Source organism: Paracoccaceae bacterium (assembly GCA_033344815.1).
Lineage (GTDB): Bacteria > Pseudomonadota > Alphaproteobacteria > Rhodobacterales > Rhodobacteraceae > Roseobacter.
On record JAWPMR010000001.1, the window covers coordinates 207710 to 228669 of the forward strand.

The following is a 20960-nucleotide window of genomic DNA, read 5'->3' on the forward strand; positions in this document are numbered from 1 at the left end:
AAAATTTACGCCATTGCAGCAATATCCCTGCTGCGTGCACGCGCAGCACAAAAACTCAATTCACAGGTTGGGCTCAATGCCGACCTCAGAGGCAGCGCAGCATAGCTCCCTGCCCTCAGATTGAGGACCTTGAAAGACGGCGCATACTCGGCAAGCTGCCCAATGGCGTGGACATGAGCGCTGATGACGATGCCCGCTTCTTTGAAACACTCATAAACCTCGCTGCTAATGGAGAATTGCCAAAGAGAGTGGCTGATCTTGGTAAACATGGAAGATGTTGTTCATGTCAAAACACAAACCTTGCTCTGATGCCCCACAGCGTTGTGCTGGAAGCTGACGCGTTCAAAAGCGGGTTGTCGATGTATTGGACAGATGGCGTGATCTGAAGCCCGGGCGAAATCGAGAATCTGTAGAAGGCCTCAATCGTTTTCTGATTGCCGGAAATGCCGTCGGCTTCTGCCCAGTTCAGTCCGATGCCTGCAAGGTCTGTATTGCGCGCAAAGTAACCGACACCTGCTGAGATCGATTTTTCATAGAGGGCAGCGCGGCCTTTTGACGTCCCCGCTCGAAAGAAGGGCATCCATTTATTCTCCAGAAACCACGCTGCGGAGAACGTTGCTCCATAGTCCTCCCGCCGGCTGCCATCATCTGCGCTATCCGAATGCCAGAAGGTAAAGTGGATATTGTCAAAATAGATGCGGTCTAGGCCACTGGCGTATCCAACTTCCACACTTTTGAAAAGTTCACCATCCGAAAACACATCCAGATCGGGACTGGAAGGGTCGGCATTTGCATCGGCGATACTGCCGATAGCATAGAAGTTTGATCCCAGCTTTACACCGCCGGCAACGGCCAGCCCGGGGTTCGGCGCGTTAATGGTCGGATTTGTGTTAAAAGCGAGGTTTTGAAAGGCGGTATAGGGGCTTACCAACCCATACAAATCCACGAAATCAGTTACATCAATTTGCCCGATTTGGAATGTCCATGATCCGTCGGCGGCGCGCTGCGTCCAGAAAAGATTGGTTAACAGCGTTCCGTTATCGTTGAAGGCCGTTCCCGTGATCGACAATGCGCCACTGTCAAAACCAAAGTTCTGGGGGGCGACATCTCCGTAGGCGTGGCGGTTTTCGATCTTGAAAGTCAGGGTTCCGTTCTCGGTCGCTTTCCAGTTGCCATAGAAGCGAAAAATACCGCCAGAAGCGTCTCCTTCTCCAAGGTCAGAATTCGAGGTCTGCCCCAGTGCAAGATAGTCCAGATTGAAGCTGAAGCCTTGTTCTGCGCGGTCATCTTTCCAACGAAAGTATCCCGGAGCTATATTTCTGGGGAAATCAGATCTGAATTGTGGATCGGTGAGGCCATCGCCGGGCGTAAGGTCAGCCTGAACAGAAGAGGGTCCGCCCAGCCCCTGAGCGAAACCAGCATGTGGAAACGACAGCGCGAGAAAACAGGTGAAAAAGAGGGATCTCATCATGTCAATGTCACCGTATGGGTGCGAGCACCGCTGCCCGTGTTGCTTCGTCCACCGGCGGCGATGGCGGGTTGGGTTGGAAGGGGTTTGAGATAACCGGACTGAAGGTGAAAGTGACCTTCCAGTCTGACGCAAAAGCATCGGGTGAGACCACGTTTTTCTCGATGCCCGCGTTCAGTTTCACCAGTTGCTTTCCGATTGCGGTGGTCTTTGCCACCTGAACGCCAAAAGGAACGGTCCATGCATCATCACTCTCAGCTTCCCAGTCGTAAGTGATCGTTGGGCCGGTGCCGACTTGCCAACCGTCGCCCAGACCATAGAAGAGGAAATATTGCAGGGAGGTGATGGAGACATCTGGCCCGCTGCCGCCCACCTTTTGATTGTGGAAGGGAAAGACACCCCAGACCCCCCAGTCTTCGGTTTTCACGGCCAGAGCACTCGGTCCCAGTAACCAGTTGTCAGAAGAGACGTTGCTGCCGGTAGGGATAGCCCCCACGAGTCCCGCGCCGAAGGTCCAGCCATCGCGAGAGCCCGCGTAGAGCAAGTCAAAGGGAATATCACCAAGCGCATCGTCTTCAGCAAAGCGGCCCGTTCCGGTGTCAAATGCGGGTTGGCCAAAGACGTAAGGGATCGCAGGTCGAAAGATCAGGTTGTTACCATTGGGTAAAACAAAGGGAAACACAGGTTGAAAGGTTGCCGTGAAGCTGTCCTGATCGTTGGCACCCGGCAAATCCCCATCAAACGTGCGGTATTCGAACTTGAAGTTCAATGTGGCATTGGCCGCGCCAGGGTTTGCAAGTTCCTTGGCCAGCTCGTCGATGTTGGGGCCGGCTTGCGCATGGACAGACGTGGCCGAGCAAAGGCACAGTAAAATTGCGTTGAGACGGGTCATTCCGATACCACGGTTTTGGAATTCGCCTTCGCGCCGGATGCCCGAACCCGCTCTGCAATGCTCTGCGCCATTTCATCCGACACAGCCGGCACTCTCCCAAATCGGCGATCTTGGAGTGTTTCGACGCGCTCCGCTTCCATAAGGAAGGACGCCTTCATCGGGACCACGCCATCGACAATGTGCATCGCAGTTTCCGAAGGTGCAATCGACAGTTTTCCGGTCAGCCGGACCGGTTCATGGAGAGTTTTTGGTTGCCAGTCGTCCGTCAGACGCACGCGCAACATCTGGTTGGGGTTGGGCGGGGGCATATGGCTGCACATGCCGCGCTCGGGGACGAGAAAGGCGACCGCCGTGCCATCCGGGTCAGGCGCTGCAGGAATGGCAAAGCCTGCCAGTGTCACAGTGCGCCCGTCGATTGCCGGATTGCCGGCCGTCGCCGCGGCCTCCCGCCGCTCGGCCACCACCCAACGTTGCGCAATCAGCCAGTCCGCGTCGATGTCGCGCGTCGCAAGCGTGGCCAGCGCGCCAGATAGCTTCGCTTCCAGATCTGCCCGGTCGCTGTCGGCCAGATTGGCGTTTTCCAACCGCGAACGCGTGATGACGACGGTTTGCAAAGCCTCGATCTCATCATAGGTCAAATCCCGGAATGGATCGTCAAAGGACTGAGCGCTTTGGTCAATCAGGTCCGGCCACTGAACAGAGGTATCTGCAAAAGTGGGTCCTAGTAATAGCAAAACCGCTGCAATGGCAGAGACAATACAGTTGGTCATAGAGCGTCCTCAGATAAAATAGGTTGCGCAAGACGGCCCGAGGTAATTGACCGCCTTGCATCTTGGAGACTTACCTCTAGCAGTTCTTGTGAACCACAAACAGGTGTGTCCCTATTCAAAGATTTCCGAAATAGTCTTCCCGGCTTGGTTTGGCAGGTTGAAATGACGGGGCATTGTCGCCGGGCAACCAATTTTTATACACGTCACCATCTTTCATGACGAAGTCGACAGTTTCGCGATCCAGCACATGGATGTCTTCCAATGGATTGCCATTCACCAGGATAATGTCCGCATACCCTCCCTCAGCGATTGTCCCGAGCGTTCCTTCTTTATATGGGTTCATTCCGCCTACCCAAGTCAGAACTTCAGCTGCATTACTCGTTGCGGTTTTCAACGACAGAAGCGGATCATTGGTGATCTCATCGTTAAACCAGATGACATTGTCCGCCTGACGCACAACATCAGGTCCGAACATATCCCCGCCTGTTACCAGCAAGAGATCGTGCTTTACGGCCCATTCCATCATTTGTCGCGCGCCACTGTTCACCTGTGTCGCTTTTGCTTTCTGATCCGCACTGAAGAAGGTGATCGCTTCGGGATTCCCGAAAGCTTCCAGCGATTGTACAGCTTGGACCGAAAGGGCCACGCCTTCCTCTTTCATTCGAATGATTGTTTCTTCTGAAACAAGGAAGTTGTGGTCAATGACCCGAACGCCAGCGTCGATGGCACGATTGACCGACCTGTCATGATAGGCATGCACAAGCACATAGGTTCCATAGTCTTTGGCAACCTCCACAATGGCCTTAAGTTCTTCTGGTGAATACTGTGTCGTATGTAGCGGATCGAACTCGCTGGCCACGCCACCCCCGGCCATGACCTTAATCTGGGTCGCACCATTTCGAAGGTTGTGCCGGGCTGCGCGTTGAACTTCCGGAACGCCATCAGCGATGAACCCAAACATATGCGCCTCCAGGTCGTCCACATCACCGGGCACGTCATTGAAAGATCCGGTATCAGCATGGCCACCCGTTTGGCTTAAAAAAGCGCCGCTCGGGTAAATGCGTGGGCCGGGGACGATACCGTTGTTGACGGCTTTTGCGATGCCCAGAATGTTGCACCCCGCGTCTCTGACGGTTGTGAACCCCTGATCCAGATAGTCCTGCATTACCAGTCCTACGTAGGCACCGTTTGCCATCTGGTCGTAATCATCGCGGAACTCCAACATTCCGTTGCGGATGCACAGATGTGAGTGCATGTCGATCAAGCCAGGCATCAACGTGCGCCCGTCGCCGTCGACCATGAAGGCGTCCGGCGCTTCGATCACATCGGCAGAGACTGTTTTTATCAGGTTACCCTCAACCAGTACCGAGCCCCCTTCCATCATCTCACCGTCCATACCATTAAAGATATTCACATTGGTGAAAAGCACTTGGCGCGGCGCGTCTTCTTGCGCGGCTAGAGTTACCGCGCTCATCGACAACATCCCAAGAGCCAGTGTTGTGGCCAGAAATTTAGCTGACGTCATGATTGATCCTATAGTTGATTCGTCTCACACAGAGACCTCGGCGTTTATAATATCGAAGTGAATTTCCTGATGCGCATCATTTTCAGACAGTCCAGCAAGATTTCTGACGTATTATGATGGATTTTCTTGACTCGTTAGCACCGGTCAGACTGACTGCGGGTCATTTGGTACCGTCGTGCGAGGGGCTCCATGTCCAAGTCATTGCCGTTGGTCAGGCTTCAACTACTCGCGCCGCTTTTGACGGGGCTGAGGGAATGTGGCGTGGATCCCGAACCTGTTCTGGAAAGCGTCGGCCTGACAATGTCTGCCGTGAGACAAGAAGGTACGTCAGTTCATGTCATGGTCATGCACCATTTTTTGGAGAACTGTGCAAAGGCAGTTGATGATCCGACATTCTGTGCAAAAATCGGTTCCCGTCTGGACCCAACCGGCTGGCCAATGGTGCGTCAAGCCTTCGAGCAAGCGAACACCTTGGGGGATTTCTTGAACATCTATGTGTCAAACGCGAGCAAATATGCCTCATCTGCAACGGCATTCATCGAAGTTCGCGGAGATATGGCTGTCTTCGGTGAAGCACGCACTTTTGAGCCTTTGATCACACCCGCCCAGAATGATGGCTACATGATCGGCCTGCAAATGGCCGTGTTGATCAGAGGGCTCGGCGCGCTCAGAGAACCGGAACGCCTCATTCTGGTGCTGAGTGATCCATCTGTGTTGCCTGCTTCTTTTGATGCTTGCCAAGCGCTGCGCGGCAACAACCTGGGAAGCCGGGTTCAGTTTCCCTCAGAATGGCTGCTCCATTCGGTTGCCAACGATGGCTCTCCGGCGGTGCCGATGCCCAGCAATGAATACAAACGACCCGATAAATTCCTCAACGGGTTTCGCGAATTACTGAGCCAGAATATATGCGCAGCAGACCTCAACGCTGAGAAAGTGGCGGCACTCGTTCATCTGGCACCCCGCACGCTGGCGAGGCGGTTGTCGGCGTGTGACACAAGTATTTCAGCAGAAGTTACGCGGGCCAAGATCGAATATGCAAAAGAAGCCCTGACTTCCTCTCATCAGTCCATTTCTGAGATCGCTTCACTCCTTGGGTACACGAACCCTTCGAACTTCGCGCGCGCATTTGCCAGAGAAGAAAACATGAGCCCAACGGATTTCAGATCACAAGTTGCAAGATAATGTTCCTTTGGATCGGGCCGCAGGACGCCAGCGGGCAACATGCTCATTCACGTCGGCTTAATGCGTATCTTTCCAAATGATGGCCGCAGCCACTAAATTGAGCTGCCCAAACGCAAGGCTATGGCAACGGAGCCACTCCCGTTCTTCTGGCTTCTGCACGCCTGCGCAGTCGCGTGAGTGCTTTCTGCAACAGACCTTTGGAGTTATCGGCGGGATTACCGACGTGGCTGCTGGCTTACCGGGACACTTTGCTGTTGTGGTGGCCAGACGCAATCCCAACGAAGAACGCAGGGCACAATCAGCCAATGGGTTTTGGTCTGATGGATAATTTGGTTGCCGCCAAGTCGACCGTGCTGTTCCTGCTCCGCATGATGACCCCATCTCGCCAGATAATGTACGCCATTTTTCACCGATCCTGCGGTGGCTCTATGTCGTTCCCCTCTCCAAGCACTTGATGGTCCAGCAAGGGTACGTTGCAACAATAGGCCTTGAGTAAACGGACTAGCGCGTCCGATGTTCCAGATGGGGCGTTGTTCTCTTTTTGCAATTCAATACAGCATGGAAGGAACACCGATGTCCAAGCTCGCTTTTTCCTGGATAGTATCCGCTTTGGACGTCTACGCCCGTTACTTGCCGCTTGCGCGCTGCTGGCGAAAAGGATTGCTGGCTTAATGGCAGAGTAATACCACCCACCCGCTTGAGGCGCTTCACTCGAACGTTGAAGAGGACAGCGTGACCAAGATCGCTTTGTTCGATCCCCGGATCAAGCCGCACGCACTGCCTTCTTCTTCGCCGGATCCACTTATGTAGCTGCCAAGCTCGATCTAATTGCATCAGCGACGAACTCATCAATGTGGTTGATGAACACATAAAAACTCTGTTAGCAGAAACAGGCACTCAGCCTTTATCTCTGCGTTGACCTTTGAAGGGTTCTGGTCTGTTCTCGTTCACGTCCGAGCGGTAGCCAAATCCGGGCATGATCTGATCCATGCTGAATGGAGGCGTGCCATCGTCTTCGCACCGAATTTCCCCATCTACCAGCAGCATTGCGTAGCCATGTACCAGGCTCCAAAGCATCCATTCAGTGCGCCATGGACTGCCGGGGGCTTCGGCCTTGTCCCAATCAAGGCCATGAGCTACGTCCCGCAGGACGCCATAGCTAGCCCATCCCGCCTGCTTCAGGGCGGGATCCTCGGCGAGGTGAAACGAACTGGTGAACATCAGCTTGAATAGCTCAGGGTTCTCCAAAGCGAACCGCAGGTAGCCATTGCAGGCAGCATCAAGGCGGTTTTTCCCGGGCGGATGACCCTCCGCGCCGCGCTGCATTTCGGTTGCGTGACGCTCAAAGCCCACAGTGGCCATTCCAGTCAACAGACCGCGTAACCCGTCAAAATGGTTCTTGGGTGCCGTATGGCTCACACCTGCCCGAGCAGCGATGGAGCGCAGCGAAATCGATTCCAGCCCTTTTTCTTCAAGCTCAGCGAGCCCTGCGTCGATCAAAGCTGGCTTCAGATCACCGTGGTGATATTTTTTTTTGTTTTCCTTCAGCAAGTTATCGCCTCCATATTTCCACTGTAAATTTTTTTTCTGGACTCCGCAAGAGAATGCACTCCATAAATTACCAATGGAAATTTACAGTGGATATATAATCGATGACACCGGAGATACTCTTTTCACATGTCGGGACAGCCGCAATGGCGGGATGGGCTCTGCTCATCCTTGGCCCAAGGCGCTTTACATGGTTCAACGCAATCCCGCTTTGGATTATACCCGCCGGTCTTTCAGCTGTGTATGCCGCGCTGATCTTCAGCCGCTTCTCAGGCATGGGCGGGGGCTTTGACAGCTTGGCCAATGTCGCAATCCTCCTGACTGATGATTGGGCACTCCTTGCCGGATGGGTACACTTTCTCGCCTTTGATCTTTTCGTTGGGGCAGTGATGGCGGCCCGCATGGACCGGGTGAGTGTCGGTCGCCTTGTGCAAGCGCCCATCCTGCTTTCGACCTTCATGCTTGGGCCGCTCGGCTTTCTGATTGCTGCCCTGACCGAGTTGGGCCTGCGTGCCCGTCTTCTGCCCACACAGATAAAAACGCTAGAAGGTACGCGCCATGTCGTCGCTTGAGACCGATTTACCATCCGCTCGTCACTCTGAACCAACGCAGTTCATCACTCTGACCGTTGTGGCGATTGTCCTCGCTGGCCTCTCACTCCTCTGGGGTGTTGTAGACCCACGTCTGATCGAAGGCGCGCCAGTCTATATGAAACCCCTGAAATTTGCGCTCAGCTTCACCGTGCTTTTCGCCACTTTGGCGGTGGTCGAAGCCCGGCTGTCCGAAGCGGCCCGCGATGGTTGGACCCTGCGTATCACAGGTTGGGTGATGGCCACCGCGTTCCTGTCAGAAATGGCCTATATCATGTACCAGGCCGGACGTGCAGAAGCCTCTCACTTCAACGTCTCCACTCCTTTTACAGAACTGATGTACACCGTCGTGATGGCCGCTGGGGCCGTTGCCCTCGTGATTGGGACCGCCGTGGTTGGTTGGGTTGTCAAGCGGGACAAGGCGTCCAACCTCAACCCGGCGCTGCGCGAGGCGATCTGGCTTGGATTTCTGCTGACCTTCGTTCTTACCATGATTGTGGCCGGTTATATGAGCATGGGTAACTCGCGCTTTGTCGGCGCCCATCCAGAGGACGGCGCCACTCTGCCAATCCTTGGTTGGTCCGGTGTGACTGGAGATTTGCGCCCAGCGCATTTCTTCTCGCTTCACGCGATGCAGGCTTTGCCGGTGTTGATACTCTGCCTCAACCGGAGTGCAGACCGACCGGGATCGGTGCGCACAGTTCGGATTGCAGCGCTCTGCTACGCCGGGCTTACCTCTGCCGTTTTTGCCCAAGCCCTCATGGGTGTGCCCCTCATCCCTCTTGGATGACGTCCTCGGTTGTGCACTCACACATGGCTGATCCCCTTGAAAACCTAGAAAGGACTAAACAATGTGCCTCAAAATCTCGACCCTCATCTTTTGTGCCGGTTTGCTTACACCTGCAGCCGCGCTGGCCACAACGCCCGCCGATGTGATCGGCATCTGGAGAACGGGCATCGGCGAACAACCGGCCCCGGATGGCAGCACCGCCTATCTGCAAGTCACGACGGTCTTCACAGAACACGCACAGGACCTGATCTTTGAGATCTTCGCGGATAAAGAGCTTCGGACCCCGCTCTTCAAGTACCACTCCAGCGGACCATGGGACCCGCAAGGCCCTTCTTCGGCGGTGCCGGGCGCGATGGAGGTCAACATGACAAACGACTTCTCGGGCGTGGAGATATTCGTTGACGCCCCCGATACCTGGGCCGCCCTCAACTTGGCCGACTGCCCGCTTGAAGTTGGCGTCGCGGTAGAAGTGGGCAACTGTGTGATTGATCCGCCCTTTATTGTCTCCGACTGCATGGACATGGACCTCGTCAAGGTGGACCGGGACGGTCAACGCCTGCGCTATGGTGGTGGTGACGTAGACCGTTGCGAAATGCGCCCGACCGAGATGTCCAAGGACGCGTACTTCAAGGTCAACTGAAAGGGCGTCAAAGCCTTGAGTAAGCGCTGTGCGAAGTGCCGGGTGCGCTTTCGTCGACGTCCTTTCCGCTCTATGACTAACAGCCCGCCTTGTTGCGACTTCGACCGGGCGACTGCCATGATCTCTTGCAAAAAACAGGAGGCACTCTGGAGCGGCCGACCTTCTTAGTCCAGAACGGTCTCAACAATCCACCCTGTTTCCGCCTTCGGGAAAGCGGACTCTGTCTGGGATCGAGGCCAATGCGCCTGATGCGCACTAAGCAGCCTGCAAAATGCTCGGCCTGCGTATTCGCTTCCGGCCAAAAACACGACACTGGGTCATTTGTGATTAAGGCCAGGCTACTGCTGGCTGGCGGCAAGAAACCCAAGAACCTCATCGGTCAATTTTTCCGGTAATTCTTCGGGGATCGCATGTCCGCAGGGCAAAGACAGGCCCGACACGCGTGTCCCTTTCTCCTGCCAGGTCGCCTTGACGTCATATAGGTCTCCAACAACACTGTGCTCACCCCATACGGCCAAAAGAGGCGCCAAGACGCGACTGTCCTTATCCGCCTCGTCATGTTCCAGATCAATGCTTGCGCCAGCTCGATAGTCTTCGCAAATGGCATGGAGCGTGGCTGGTTGCTGGTAGCTGCGCAGGTATTCAGCGATCGCGTCCTCGCCCACCGATCCTTCGATTTTTACCTGTCCCGCAATATGCCTGCGCAAAAAATATTCCGGGTCGGACCCGATCATCCTTTCGGGAAATCCATTGGGTTGGATCAGGAAAAACCACCAGAAATACCGCGTGGCAAACTCTTGGTTTGTTTGCGCATACATCGTGTGAGTTGGTGCGATGTCGAGCACGATCAGGTGTTCAACTGCGTCCGGAAAATCCAGCGCGAGCCTATGCCCCACGCGTCCTCCCCGGTCATGACCAACAACTGAAAAACTCTGATGACCAAGATAGGCCATCAACGCGATCTGGTCCTGTGCCATGACCCGTTTGGAATAGGGCAGATGTGACGCGTCACTTGGTGGCTTATCGCTGTCGCCGTACCCCCTTAAATCCGGGGCAATCACCTGATAACCCGCAGCCACAAGCATCGGAGCGACCTTGCGCCATACGATGTGGGTTTGTGGGTGACCGTGCAGCAGCAATACGGGCGGTCCGTCTCCTGCGCAGGCATAGTTGATGTCGATACCAGGCAGGCGGGCCTTGGAAACGTCAAATCCCTTCAAAAAGGCAGAAGCGACCATCTAGGCACCTTCCAACAGGGCGTCGGCAATCGCGGTCCCGCAGGTTTTGGTATCGGCGGTTCCACCAAGATCGGGGGTACGCAGCGCTTTTTCCGACAGCACGCGTTCGATGGCCGAGATAATCGAACCACTGGCCTCCTGTGCGCCCAGATGCTCCAGCATCATCGCGGCGGCCCAAATCTGTCCGACCGGGTTTGCGATACCTTTACCCGCAATATCCGGGGCGGATCCATGGACAGGCTCAAAGAGCGACGGAAACTTGCCTTCAGGGTTGATGTTGCCTGAAGGCGCTATCCCGATTGTACCGGTGCAAGCGGGGCCGAGATCAGACAAGATGTCTCCAAACAAGTTGGAGGCGACGACGACGTCAAACCAATCTGGGTGCAAAACGAACTGCGCCGTCAGAATATCGATATGGTATTTGTCGACTTTGACATCAGGAAACTGCATGGCCATTTCCGCAACCCGTTCATCCCAATAGGGCATCGTGATCGAGATCCCGTTTGATTTGGTTGCCGAGGTCAGGTGTCCGTCGCGTTTTGCCGCCAGCTTGAAGGCATACTTCAAAATCCGATCAACGCCGACGCGGCTCATAACGGTTTCCTGCATGACAATTTCGCGATCCGTGCCGGGGAACATTTTTCCCCCGATGGAGGAATATTCACCTTCAGTGTTTTCCCGCACGATCATCATATCGATGTCGCCCGGTTTTCGATTTGCCAGTGGCAAGGGAACACCCGGCATCGCGCGGGCCGGGCGCAAGCTCACGTATTGATCGAACTCTCGACGGAATTGGATAAGCGAGCCCCAGAGCGAAATGTGATCGGGCACAATGTCCGGCCATCCCACCGCGCCAAAGAACAATGCATCACTACCACTCAATCGATCTTTCCAATCATCCGGCATCATTTGCCCATGTTTTGTGTAATAGTCAGCAGACGCAAAATCATGGGTGTCAAAATCAAAACCAAGGTCAAATTTTTTCTGAGCCGTTTCCAAGACCCGCAGGCCCTCATGCGTTGTCTCCTTGCCGATGCCATCGCCGGGTATAACCGCGATCTTCCAACTGTTTTTTGGCACTATCTGCCTCCCTTTATGGCATCATTGATTTTGTTCACCTTTGGATATCACATAGCTTAAACGCAACGAAGAAATTCGCATCTCTCGTTGCTGAAAGGTTAGGCGTGACGCGTTACATGAACGGCTGCAAATTTCGGGATATGCTCAATTGACAACCGTGCAACATTGGTGGAAGCGGGATCAAAATCATTTTGAGCTACAGTCGAGATCAGTAATAGCGTTTGCGTGTCTCGCGGCCACGCAAGTGATGCCCCCTTGAACAATTGGCGCAACTATCGTGGGATCAATGATATGAGATTTGCGGTTTTGGCTGACATCCACGGTAATTGCTTTGCTCTGCAAGCCGTGCTGAGAGATATGGACGACCTCAAGGTCACGGAGGCAGTGAATCTTGGTGATTTCTTCAGTGGTCCTCTCGATTCCGCTAAAACAGCCGCGCTCTTGATGGACCGTGACTTTGTTTCGATACGAGGCAATCACGACCGTTATCTTGTTGAGCAAAACAGATCGCAGTTGGGACCGTCTGACCGGGTGGCATTTGATCAGTTAAACCAAAGCCAGCTTGATTGGATCTCAAACCTGCCAACGACGCGCGTCGTCTTTGATGATGTATTCCTGTGTCACGGAACACCGACCAGTGACGAGACATATTGGCTCGAACGCGTGCAAGAGAATGGAGTGATACGCGCCGCGACTCTGGACGAAGTCGCAAGAGAAGCAGCAGGTGTCGATGCGAGTCTCCTGCTCTGCGCACATACGCATATTCCGCGCTGCATGCGTTTGCCCGATGGTCGGACAATCATCAACCCGGGCAGTGTCGGCTGCCCTGCCTATGATGATGATGCCCCTGTCTATCATTTCATGCAGACAGGAACACCCAACGCATCCTATGCCGTGGTTGAACGGCAGTGTGGCGAATGGGCCGTCACATTTCGATCTGTCCCCTATGCGTTCAACGCAGCGCGCGACCTTGCCGTGAAAAACGGCAGAAACGATTGGGCGAGAGCCTTGGCGACCGGTTGGTTCGAAGAATAAGCCGTTACGACACAGTTCGGTAGGGCGTCATAAAGGTGTGCGCCGCACGGATCTCAATTTTACGCAACTTGCACCAACGTTGTCAGAACAACGCCCGTGCGCTTGCCTGCTCAAGTTCTGTTTAACGTTGCAATTGGCGCAGGTTGCTGAATGCGGCAGTGCAGAGTGACTATGGTAACGAACCTGTATCCAAGGCTATACCCACTTGTGGCCGATGACCGCGTGCAGCCGACCTCCGGGAGGAGAAACATGAGTTCGAAAGCACTCCGGGAAAGGTTGGACGCCCAAGAACGTCGCGCATTTTGCGTATAGCCAGCAGGCACGGGTTTACAACGGCAGTGGTTGTCGCGACGGACGATGCCCTTATGTCAGGGTTCGCAATTTTACAAACAGTGTCTGAACAAGAAGAGCGCAAGAAGGCGGCCGATCACGCAATGATCGTTGCGTCGCCTTGAGTTGTAGGTACCTTTCGCCGCGTGCCCTTGATGTAACTGGACTTCAAAAAAGCTTGGGAACATGCCCAACTGCAAAGTCCTTACCAACGCCCGGTGGCGAAACTGATGTTGGCATTGCGTTTGTGCAAACCGTTCAATCGAACACATCCCATGAGCGGGAAACGTGCTCGCAAACTTTATGCCGTTTGCCCCGATCATTGATCTGGTGAATATCCCATACTGGTGCGGCAAGAACCAGCAGTCGGTAACCTGATGACTTCGCCACAATGGAAGGAACAGGTAAACCCCGGTATCGAGGCGCGGAGCTTCGAGGCTTTGCGGTATGTCACCGTTGATCCGCGAACAGTTGTTCCGTGCCGTGGATTTAATGAACCCAAGAGGCATTTGCCGCACGACATAGGCTGCTCTTGACGACGAACCTGCCGTTGAGGCGCAAAAAACATGCGCTTCGCAAACCCGCTTGCATACTGGTGCGCCTCAAGCCGCGCTCCACCCCGAAGACGGCATCGATCATTGAGGTGAAAAGATGAAATCGGCGAAAATCGCTGCCCGCGCATATGCAATCCTCATCGACGCAATCTTTGGGCAAACTCGCTAAGACGGGTTCTCAGACCCCGTGTCTCCGAAGCGGTCCTCGCATCGTTCCTTGCCGACCATCACAGACCAGAGCGTGGCCGCATGCGTTCCCAGGCCAGAGCGCTAGCCACGAACACGCGGACGGCAGCGACACAACGGGAAGATCACATTGGCGGGGTTTGCGCTATTTTTTCGCTTCTGCTTGGCGGCAAAGCTGCTGCTGCCGGATCACACCTTTTCCGGAGTCAAGGATCACTTGCCTCAGAGCATAGGTTGGCGCAAATGACAGGTCATCATTCTATTGGCTCAGCAAGTCCTGCACAGCACAGCGCAACACCGCCTCATCTACCGGGTTCAGTGTCGGGTTGCCCGCGCGATGACCCCAGATCGACTCGATGGCGCGCAGCTCGGCATTGGGCATCATTGCAGCCTCAATCTTGCTGTCTTCAGGCGTGAAATAGAGATCTGTTTTTGAGGGCATGATAATGGAGCGTGCAGTTATTGCGCCCAAGGCAGCGGCGAGATCACCCTGGTGGATCTCGTTGTCAGATATGTCCGAGGCCATCCAGGTTTCCAGGCTGGCCAGCAAGTCATGCGCGTCGCGACGTAAGAAATTAGCCTCCCAGGACCTGACGAGAAAGTCTTCGAGTGACGTAAAGCCGACGGCCTCAAACACTTTCTCCCGATAAAACGCCTGAGACATCGCCCAACCCGCATAAACGCGACCCATCGCGCGCAGACCTCGTGTCGGGTGTTGCGAAAAATGGTCGCCCTGCCAGTGTGGATCACCTGTCAGCGTGGCGCGCACGCCTTGCAAAAATACCTTGTTGTGAATCGACGTCCGGGCCGAACCGCAGATCGCAACAATGCGTGCAACCTGATCCGGGAACAGGGCCCCCCAATGCAGCGCCTGTTGCGCGCCCATGGACCACCCGTAAATCATTGCAAGATGCTCAATACCAAAGACGTCGCGCAACATCTGCCGTTGGGCATGAACATTGTCCCAATGGGTGAAGACCGGATACCGTTCAGGCCCAAAAGGTTGGGACATGTTGGATGGCGAGGTCGAAAGACCGTTACCGAACATGTTCGGGATCACGATGAACCACGCGTCAGGGTCAAGCACCCTGCCCGGCCCGATCAGCCATTCGGTATCTGTGTGCTGCGCGCCATAAGACGTTGGATAGAGGATCACATTGGACTTGTCCGGTGCCAATGTGCCGTATGTCTTGTAGGTCACTTGCGCCGTCGGAAGGGTGATGCCCTTTTGCAGTTTCAGGTTCTTGAACTCGTAAGTCGCGCTTGCCATCTGTGTCAGCTTAGCCGCATCAGCAAGCCGGTCATCAGGCGCGCGCGCTCAACTAGACTGTCGACGCGGATGTGTTCGTTGAGCGTGTGCAGATCCGCACCGCGGACTCCGAGCGAATCCAGTGTCGGTATCCCCAGGGCGCCCGTGAAGTTCCCGTCAGACCCACCACCTTGACTACGGCCGGTCATCTCAAACCCAATCTCGGATGCAATGTCCTTGGCAATTTCGAAAATCCTGGCCGTACCGGGCGTGTCAGGCCGCCAGACTGGCCGCGTCACGCCGCGCTCCACGTGAAATTCAACACCGTTGACCGTGCCCTGCAGCGCCAGCATTTGCTTGACGCCATCATCGAGATCCTCTTGTTTCTTCGCCATGCTCAATACCTCCGCCGCGCAGGTGGATGAAACGCAGTTTACCCATTGCCCTGCATGGATCACACCGACACTGAATGTACAATCGGGACCGGTCATCTCTTCAATCTCGATGATTTTGCGTGCCATTGCGGCGATCGCCGATTTGCCATCCTTCAAACGCGCGCCCGCATGGCTGGGCTGTCCTTTTGTCATCAAATTAAAGCGTGCAATGGCATAGCGTCCGATGGTCACACCTCCATCGTCATGCCCAGGCTCAGGCACCAGAACATAGGCGCTGCGCGCGGCCTCGGCCTCAATCAGGTCCCGCGTGCTGGGGGTGCCGACTTCCTCGTCGGGGGTGAAAAGCACGCTCACCGGCAATGGCGTTTGCAACCCGGCCCGAAGTAACTGGCGGATGGCCTCAAGGCTGATGTAGTTCCCGCCCTTCATGTCCATGAGACCGGGGCCATAGCAGATTTCGCCGTCCCTCTTGAACGGCAATACATCAAGGGTTCCGATGGGGTGAACTGTATCCATGTGACCGGAAATCAGGATGCCGGGCTTACGCCCCATGTCCGGATGCGGAAAGCGCGCGCGCACAGAGCCGCCAAAACCCATACGCCCCGGGATACGCTCAATCACAGCGCCAAGGGCGGCCAGATCATAGGCCGCAATGTCCATCATCCGGTCAACCGCACGCGCGTCATAGGTCGGGCTTTCACATTCAATCCAAGGCTTCAGGCCCGCAAGCATGTCATCGGTATCAAACGGCAGTTCAAGCGGGTTCATGGCGACTCCTTTCAATTGGCAAGGCGGCGTTCTACAATGCGTGCCATCACGGATGCCCCAACCGGCAACACTTCAGGATCCAGGAAAAAGCTGGGGTTGTGCAGGCCTGTTGTGCCGGAATGGCCAATGCGGCAATAAGCGCCCGGAATCACTTTGAGCATATCGGCAAAGTCCTCCGAGCCCGTCGCGGGTTCGTCGTTTCCGCTTATGTTTTCCTGGCCGACAATGTCCTGTGCGGCTTCCATATAGGCATCTGACAATTCAGCATCATTCATCAGCACATCAAAAATGTTGCGCAGGTCGATGCGGATTTCGACAGCATAAGCCTTGGCAAAGCCTTCACAAAGCTCACGCATTCGCGTCTCAGCCAGTTGACACACCTCATCTTTGAAGTAGCGGATCGTACCCGCCAGCGTCGCAGTGTCCGGGACGATGTTATAGGCAGCGCCAGAATGCAGCTGTGTCACCGACAGCACGCAGGTATCCAGCGGGGCCACATTGCGTGACAGGATCGTTTGCAAACTGCCCACAAGCGCCGAGGCGATCACCAGAGGGTCGCGCGATTGCTGCGGCATTGCCGCATGACTGCCTTTGCCTTGCACGGTAATATCAAAAAACGATGCCCCCGCCATCGCAGTCCCTTTGCAAATGCCGACGGTCCCCGGTTTGCCGTTGGGGGCATTGTGCATGCCGTAGATTTCATCACAGGGAAAGCGGTCAAACAGCCCATCCGCCAGCATTCCGCGTGCGCCACCCAGTCCTTCTTCGGCGGGTTGAAAAATTAGAACGGCGGTGCCTGCAAAATCACGCGTGTGCGCCAGATGTTTTGCCGCTCCCAACAACATCGTGGTGTGACTGTCATGACCGCAGGCATGCATGACACCGGGGGTCTGGGACGCATAGCCAAGGTTTGTTTCTTCATGGATTGGCAGCGCGTCCATGTCTGCGCGTAACCCGATGCGCCGCGCGCTTTCCCGTTTTCCCTTTACAAGACCGACCACGCCAGTACCTGCGATGCCTGTATGCACCTCGTCGACCCCATATGCCCGCAGCTTGTCGGCAACAACGCCTGCTGTGCGGTGTTCCGTAAAGCCGATTTCAGGATGCGCATGCAGATCCTTGAAAATAGCCGTCAATTCATCCGTGCTGTCAGCGATTACGGGCAGTATGTTCATCTCGTTGTCTCCATGGCTATTCGGCGGCTTCAGCAAAGGGGCGGAAATTTGCGAAATCCCAGTGGCGTCCCGGCGCCGCTTTGATCAACGCTTTTGTGTATTCTTGCCGGGGGGCGCCAAGCACCTGTCCGGCAGGACCGATCTCAACGACACGACCATGTTGCATCACCAGCACATCGTCGCAGATTTGAGCCGCCACTCCCAAATCATGCGTGATGAACAGAATGCCCAGACCGAGACGTTCCTGCAGTTCAGCCAACAGATCAAGCACCTGCGCCTGCACGCTAACATCCAGCGCTGACACCGCCTCATCCGCAACCAGCACGTCCGGGTCCATCGCCAGGGCGCGCGCGATGGCAATGCGTTGGCGTTGCCCGCCGGAGAATTGGTGCGGGAAACGGTCCACGGCACTGGCCGGCAGTCCCACAAGTTCCAGCAACTCGCGCGCGCGCGCCATCGCCGTGTCGCGCGGCGTGCCAAAATTGAGCGGTCCTTCGATGATCGATTGTCCTACCTCAATCCGTGGATTGAGTGAGCGCATCGGGTCCTGAAACACGATCTGGATGTTTTTGCGCTGAGGCTTGAGTTCCTTTTGCGTTAGGGTTGCAATGTCTTTTCCCCCGACGGTGATCACGCCAGACGTCGGATCAATCAACCGCATGATGCAGCGCGCAACGGTTGTCTTGCCGGAGCCGCTTTCTCCCACGATCCCCAACGTACGGCCTTTGGTCAGGCTGATGCTCACGTCCTGTGCCGCTTTTACCTCGCGCGCCTTTGAGAAGAACCCGCCCCCGCCATAGGTCTTGCACAGGTCACGCGTGGACAACACAATGTCATTTGACTGCCCGCCACGCGGCGGACGCGGAACCTGACTGGGCACCGATCGCAAAAGGTCACGCGTGTAATCTGTCTGGGGATGGCGCAACAAATCATCAACGCTCTGCGTCTCCATCACCTCGCCCAGCTTAAGAACGGTTACATCGTCCGCGATCTCGGACACCACACCCATGTCATGTGTAATGAACAGCACGGCTGAGCCTTGATCTTCGCGCAGCTCACGGATCAGGCTCAGAATTTGCGCCTGCGTTGTTACGTCAAGCGCCGTTGTAGGCTCGTCGGCGATCAGCAATTGTGGACGCATGATCAGTGCCATCGCTATCATGATACGCTGGCGCTGCCCGCCTGACAGTTGATGGGGAAAGCTTGCGTACATCTTGTCCACGTCAGGCAAATGCACCGCTTCCATCATGTCCTTTACGCGACTGCGACGTGCGGATTGCGTGAGGTCAGAATGAAACTCCAATACTTCCTCGATCTGTTGACCGACACGCGCAACCGGGTTGAGCGCCGTCATCGGTTCTTGAAAGATCATGGACATGGACGTCGCACGCAGGCTGCGCAGGCGGGCGGTATCCGCCTCCAGTACGTTCTCGCCCTTGAGCACGATCGAGCCCTCAATGGCTTTCAGCGCATCCGGCAGCAGACCCATCGTTGCAAGTGCTGTCAGCGATTTCCCGGACCCGGACTCGCCGACAAGACACATCGTCTGCCCTGGCTCGATGCTCAGATCCAGCCCCCTGACCACCTGACTGTCTGCCTTGCCGCCCAATGCAATGGACAGGTCGCGAATTTCCAGCAGGCTCACCGCTCAATCCCCCGTTTTGCCATGCGTGGATCAAGCGCGTCGCGGACCGCATCCCCCAGCAGATTGATCGACAGGATCGCCACCGAGACCACAAGACCAGGCCAAAGAACAATACCGGGGTTGATCTGAAAATAGATACGGCCCTCAGCCATGATGTTGCCCCAGCTTGGTGTTTCCGGGTTGATGCCCGCCCCAAGAAACGACAGGATCGCTTCGGTCAGGATGGCGCTGGCACAGATGTAGGTCCCCTGAATGATCAACGGCGCAACGGTATTGGGCACCAGATGACGGCGCATGATCAGCCATGTGGGCGTGCCTGCAGCGATGGCCGCTTCGACGTAGGGCTCTTCGCGCGCAGAAAGCACCAGGGAACGGACAAGGCGGATCACGCGGGGCACTTCGGGGATCGTAATTGCGACCAGAACCGTCCAGAGGCTCGCGCCCCAAAGCGACACAATTGCAATGGCCAAAAGGATACTTGGGATCGCCATCAGACCATCCACCATACGCATCAACACGGCGTCCATCCAACGAATGTAGCCCGCAAGCAAGCCCAGAAGCAGGCCAAAGAAGACAGCAAAGATCGCCGCCGCAACACCCACAACCAATGAAATCTGTCCCCCATATATGATGCGGGAAAACAGGTCGCGCCCAAAAGCATCAGTGCCAAGCCAATATTCGTCGCTGGGTGGTTTCAAACGCACCGAGGGTGTCAGGCGAACAGGATCATGCGGCACAACCCAGGCAGCAAATATCGCTGAAAGCACGATCACGGCGAGGATCACTGCCGCGAGCGTTACCAGCGGGCCCGACAGCACGATCTCGCGCGCCCGGCGGATCGGCGACGGGCGGTCCGGCGCTGCGGCGATGGCGGTCTGATCTGTCATGTGTAACGAATCCTTGGATCCAGCAAGACATAGGCGATGTCGATCATCAGGTTGATGACCACATAGATCAGGGATGCCAGCAGGATGACCGCCTGAATGACCGGGTAATCCCGGCTCAGAACGGCATCAACGGTCAGACGGCCCAGTCCAGGCAGGTTGAAGACGCTTTCCGTGACAACAACCCCGGAGATAATCAAGGCAAAACCAATGCCGATGACGGTGATGATCGGCACCGAACAATTGCGCAGGGCATGGCGCATCAGAACACGGCTCTCGGGCAGGCCTTTCGCCCGTGCGGTCCGGATGTAATCATCGCCGAGGATTTCCAGCATCGAGGTCCGCGTGATCCGCGCAATGAGCGCGATGTACAAAAGTGTGAGCGTAAACGTCGGCAAGGCGATGCGGTGGAGAAAATCGCCCAGACCGTCACCGATTGGGCGAAACCCCTGCACCGGGAACCACTTCAACTCCATGGAGAATAGCGAGATCATGAGATAGCCGATCACAAACACCGGAACCGAAAACCCGAGCACCGACAGCAACATAACGAAACGGTCGATCAATGTACCCTGTTTCCATGCGGCAATGACACCCAGCGGGACTGCGATGATCACCGACAGGACGATGGTCGTCAGCGCAAGGCTGATCGTCGGTTCCATACGGTCGCTGATGAGTTCGATGACGGGTTTGCCGGATAGGATCGACGTGCCGAAATCGCCTTGCAGCAATTGGCCGATCCAGCTGAAAAACTGGGTAAACAGAGGTTCGTTAAGGCCAAGGGACTCGCGTATCGCATCAAGCTGGGCTGGCGTCGCGGTGTCACCGGCAAGAATGGCAGCGGGGTCACCCGGCGTCAGTCGCAAAAGCAAAAAAACAAACAAAGCGACAAACCCCATCACGGGGATCGCAGCAAGGACGCGCTGCACGATATAGCCAACCATGGGCCAGACCTCTCGGATCACGGACGCGGTAAAAATCGGCCCCACGCCTGCATGCGCAGGGCCGACGGATCG

The 20960-nt window shown here is 55.7% G+C and carries 19 protein-coding genes; 5 read left to right on the plus strand and 14 right to left on the minus strand.

What is annotated here, in order from left to right; translation table 11 throughout:
• Positions 1-5 precede the first annotated feature (5 nt).
• The 5 genes from R8G34_01000 to R8G34_01020 form a co-directional block, all read right to left on the minus strand.
• Positions 6-269: a hypothetical protein gene (locus R8G34_01000; protein MDW3221460.1), complete on the minus strand. Its 264-nt coding sequence runs from the start codon at positions 267-269 to the stop codon at positions 6-8.
• A 17-nt stretch (positions 270-286) separates the two neighbouring features.
• Positions 287-1471 carry a carbohydrate porin gene (locus tag R8G34_01005; GenBank protein MDW3221461.1) on the minus strand — a complete coding sequence of 395 codons (1185 nt, stop codon included), beginning with the start codon at positions 1469-1471 and terminating at the stop codon, positions 287-289.
• Between the two features lie 7 nt (positions 1472-1478).
• The gene (locus tag R8G34_01010) at positions 1479-2360 is read right to left on the minus strand and encodes a hypothetical protein (GenBank protein ID MDW3221462.1); all 882 of its coding nucleotides are present in this window, start codon (positions 2358-2360) and stop codon (positions 1479-1481) included.
• Positions 2357-3130: a DUF3299 domain-containing protein gene (locus R8G34_01015; GenBank protein MDW3221463.1), complete on the minus strand. Its 774-nt coding sequence runs from the start codon at positions 3128-3130 to the stop codon at positions 2357-2359. Before R8G34_01015 ends, R8G34_01010 begins: the two co-directional genes overlap by 4 nt.
• 115 nt (positions 3131-3245) lie before the next feature.
• Positions 3246-4655 carry an amidohydrolase family protein gene (locus tag R8G34_01020; protein ID MDW3221464.1) on the minus strand — a complete coding sequence of 470 codons (1410 nt, stop codon included), beginning with the start codon at positions 4653-4655 and terminating at the stop codon, positions 3246-3248.
• Positions 4656-4844: 189 nt separating this feature from the next.
• On the opposite strand from R8G34_01020, the gene R8G34_01025 reads away from it, so the two are divergent.
• Complete coding sequence (locus R8G34_01025; GenBank protein MDW3221465.1) at positions 4845-5837, plus strand: helix-turn-helix domain-containing protein; 993 nt, start codon at positions 4845-4847, stop codon at positions 5835-5837.
• Between the two features lie 897 nt (positions 5838-6734).
• On the opposite strand, the gene R8G34_01030 is transcribed toward R8G34_01025, so the two are convergent.
• The gene (locus tag R8G34_01030) at positions 6735-7388 is read right to left on the minus strand and encodes a TetR/AcrR family transcriptional regulator (protein MDW3221466.1); all 654 of its coding nucleotides are present in this window, start codon (positions 7386-7388) and stop codon (positions 6735-6737) included.
• A 101-nt stretch (positions 7389-7489) separates the two neighbouring features.
• Here R8G34_01030 and R8G34_01035 point away from each other — a divergent pair, with 101 nt between their 5' ends.
• From R8G34_01035 to R8G34_01045, 3 genes are all read left to right on the plus strand, one after another.
• Entirely contained in the window at positions 7490-7957 is a 468-nt protein-coding gene (locus R8G34_01035) for an ABA4-like family protein (protein ID MDW3221467.1), read from the plus strand.
• Positions 7944-8765 carry a hypothetical protein gene (locus R8G34_01040; protein ID MDW3221468.1) on the plus strand — a complete coding sequence of 274 codons (822 nt, stop codon included), beginning with the start codon at positions 7944-7946 and terminating at the stop codon, positions 8763-8765. The genes R8G34_01035 and R8G34_01040 overlap by 14 nt, the downstream gene beginning before the upstream one ends.
• A 61-nt stretch (positions 8766-8826) precedes the next feature.
• Positions 8827-9405, plus strand: a complete 579-nt coding sequence (locus R8G34_01045; GenBank protein MDW3221469.1) for a hypothetical protein — start codon at positions 8827-8829, stop codon at positions 9403-9405.
• A 338-nt stretch (positions 9406-9743) separates the two neighbouring features.
• Here R8G34_01045 and R8G34_01050 read toward each other — a convergent pair whose 3' ends face one another.
• Positions 9744-10643, minus strand: a complete 900-nt coding sequence (locus R8G34_01050) for an alpha/beta hydrolase (GenBank protein MDW3221470.1) — start codon at positions 10641-10643, stop codon at positions 9744-9746.
• Positions 10644-11723: a tartrate dehydrogenase gene (locus R8G34_01055; protein ID MDW3221471.1), complete on the minus strand. Its 1080-nt coding sequence runs from the start codon at positions 11721-11723 to the stop codon at positions 10644-10646.
• A gap of 291 nt (positions 11724-12014) precedes the next feature.
• Between R8G34_01055 and R8G34_01060 the strand changes: the two genes are divergently transcribed.
• Positions 12015-12758 (plus strand): metallophosphoesterase family protein, encoded by a 744-nt coding sequence (locus R8G34_01060; protein ID MDW3221472.1) that lies wholly within the window; start codon positions 12015-12017, stop codon positions 12756-12758.
• 1329 nt (positions 12759-14087) lie between these two features.
• On the opposite strand, the gene R8G34_01065 is transcribed toward R8G34_01060, so the two are convergent.
• Genes R8G34_01065 through R8G34_01090 form a run of 6 tightly spaced genes read right to left on the minus strand, consistent with a single transcriptional unit; the run spans position 14088 to position 20888 of the window.
• The gene (locus tag R8G34_01065; protein ID MDW3221473.1) at positions 14088-15098 is read right to left on the minus strand and encodes an alpha/beta fold hydrolase; all 1011 of its coding nucleotides are present in this window, start codon (positions 15096-15098) and stop codon (positions 14088-14090) included.
• A 5-nt stretch (positions 15099-15103) separates the two neighbouring features.
• Positions 15104-16240 carry a M20/M25/M40 family metallo-hydrolase gene (locus tag R8G34_01070; protein MDW3221474.1) on the minus strand — a complete coding sequence of 379 codons (1137 nt, stop codon included), beginning with the start codon at positions 16238-16240 and terminating at the stop codon, positions 15104-15106.
• A gap of 11 nt (positions 16241-16251) precedes the next feature.
• Positions 16252-17415, minus strand: coding sequence for a M20 aminoacylase family protein (locus R8G34_01075; protein MDW3221475.1), 1164 nt, complete (start codon positions 17413-17415; stop codon positions 16252-16254).
• 16 nt (positions 17416-17431) lie between these two features.
• The gene (locus tag R8G34_01080; GenBank protein MDW3221476.1) at positions 17432-19060 is read right to left on the minus strand and encodes an ABC transporter ATP-binding protein; all 1629 of its coding nucleotides are present in this window, start codon (positions 19058-19060) and stop codon (positions 17432-17434) included.
• Complete coding sequence (locus tag R8G34_01085) at positions 19057-19947, minus strand: ABC transporter permease (GenBank protein ID MDW3221477.1); 891 nt, start codon at positions 19945-19947, stop codon at positions 19057-19059. The genes R8G34_01080 and R8G34_01085 overlap by 4 nt, the downstream gene beginning before the upstream one ends.
• Complete coding sequence (locus R8G34_01090) at positions 19944-20888, minus strand: ABC transporter permease (protein ID MDW3221478.1); 945 nt, start codon at positions 20886-20888, stop codon at positions 19944-19946. Before R8G34_01090 ends, R8G34_01085 begins: the two co-directional genes overlap by 4 nt.
• Positions 20889-20960: the final 72 nt, after the last annotated feature.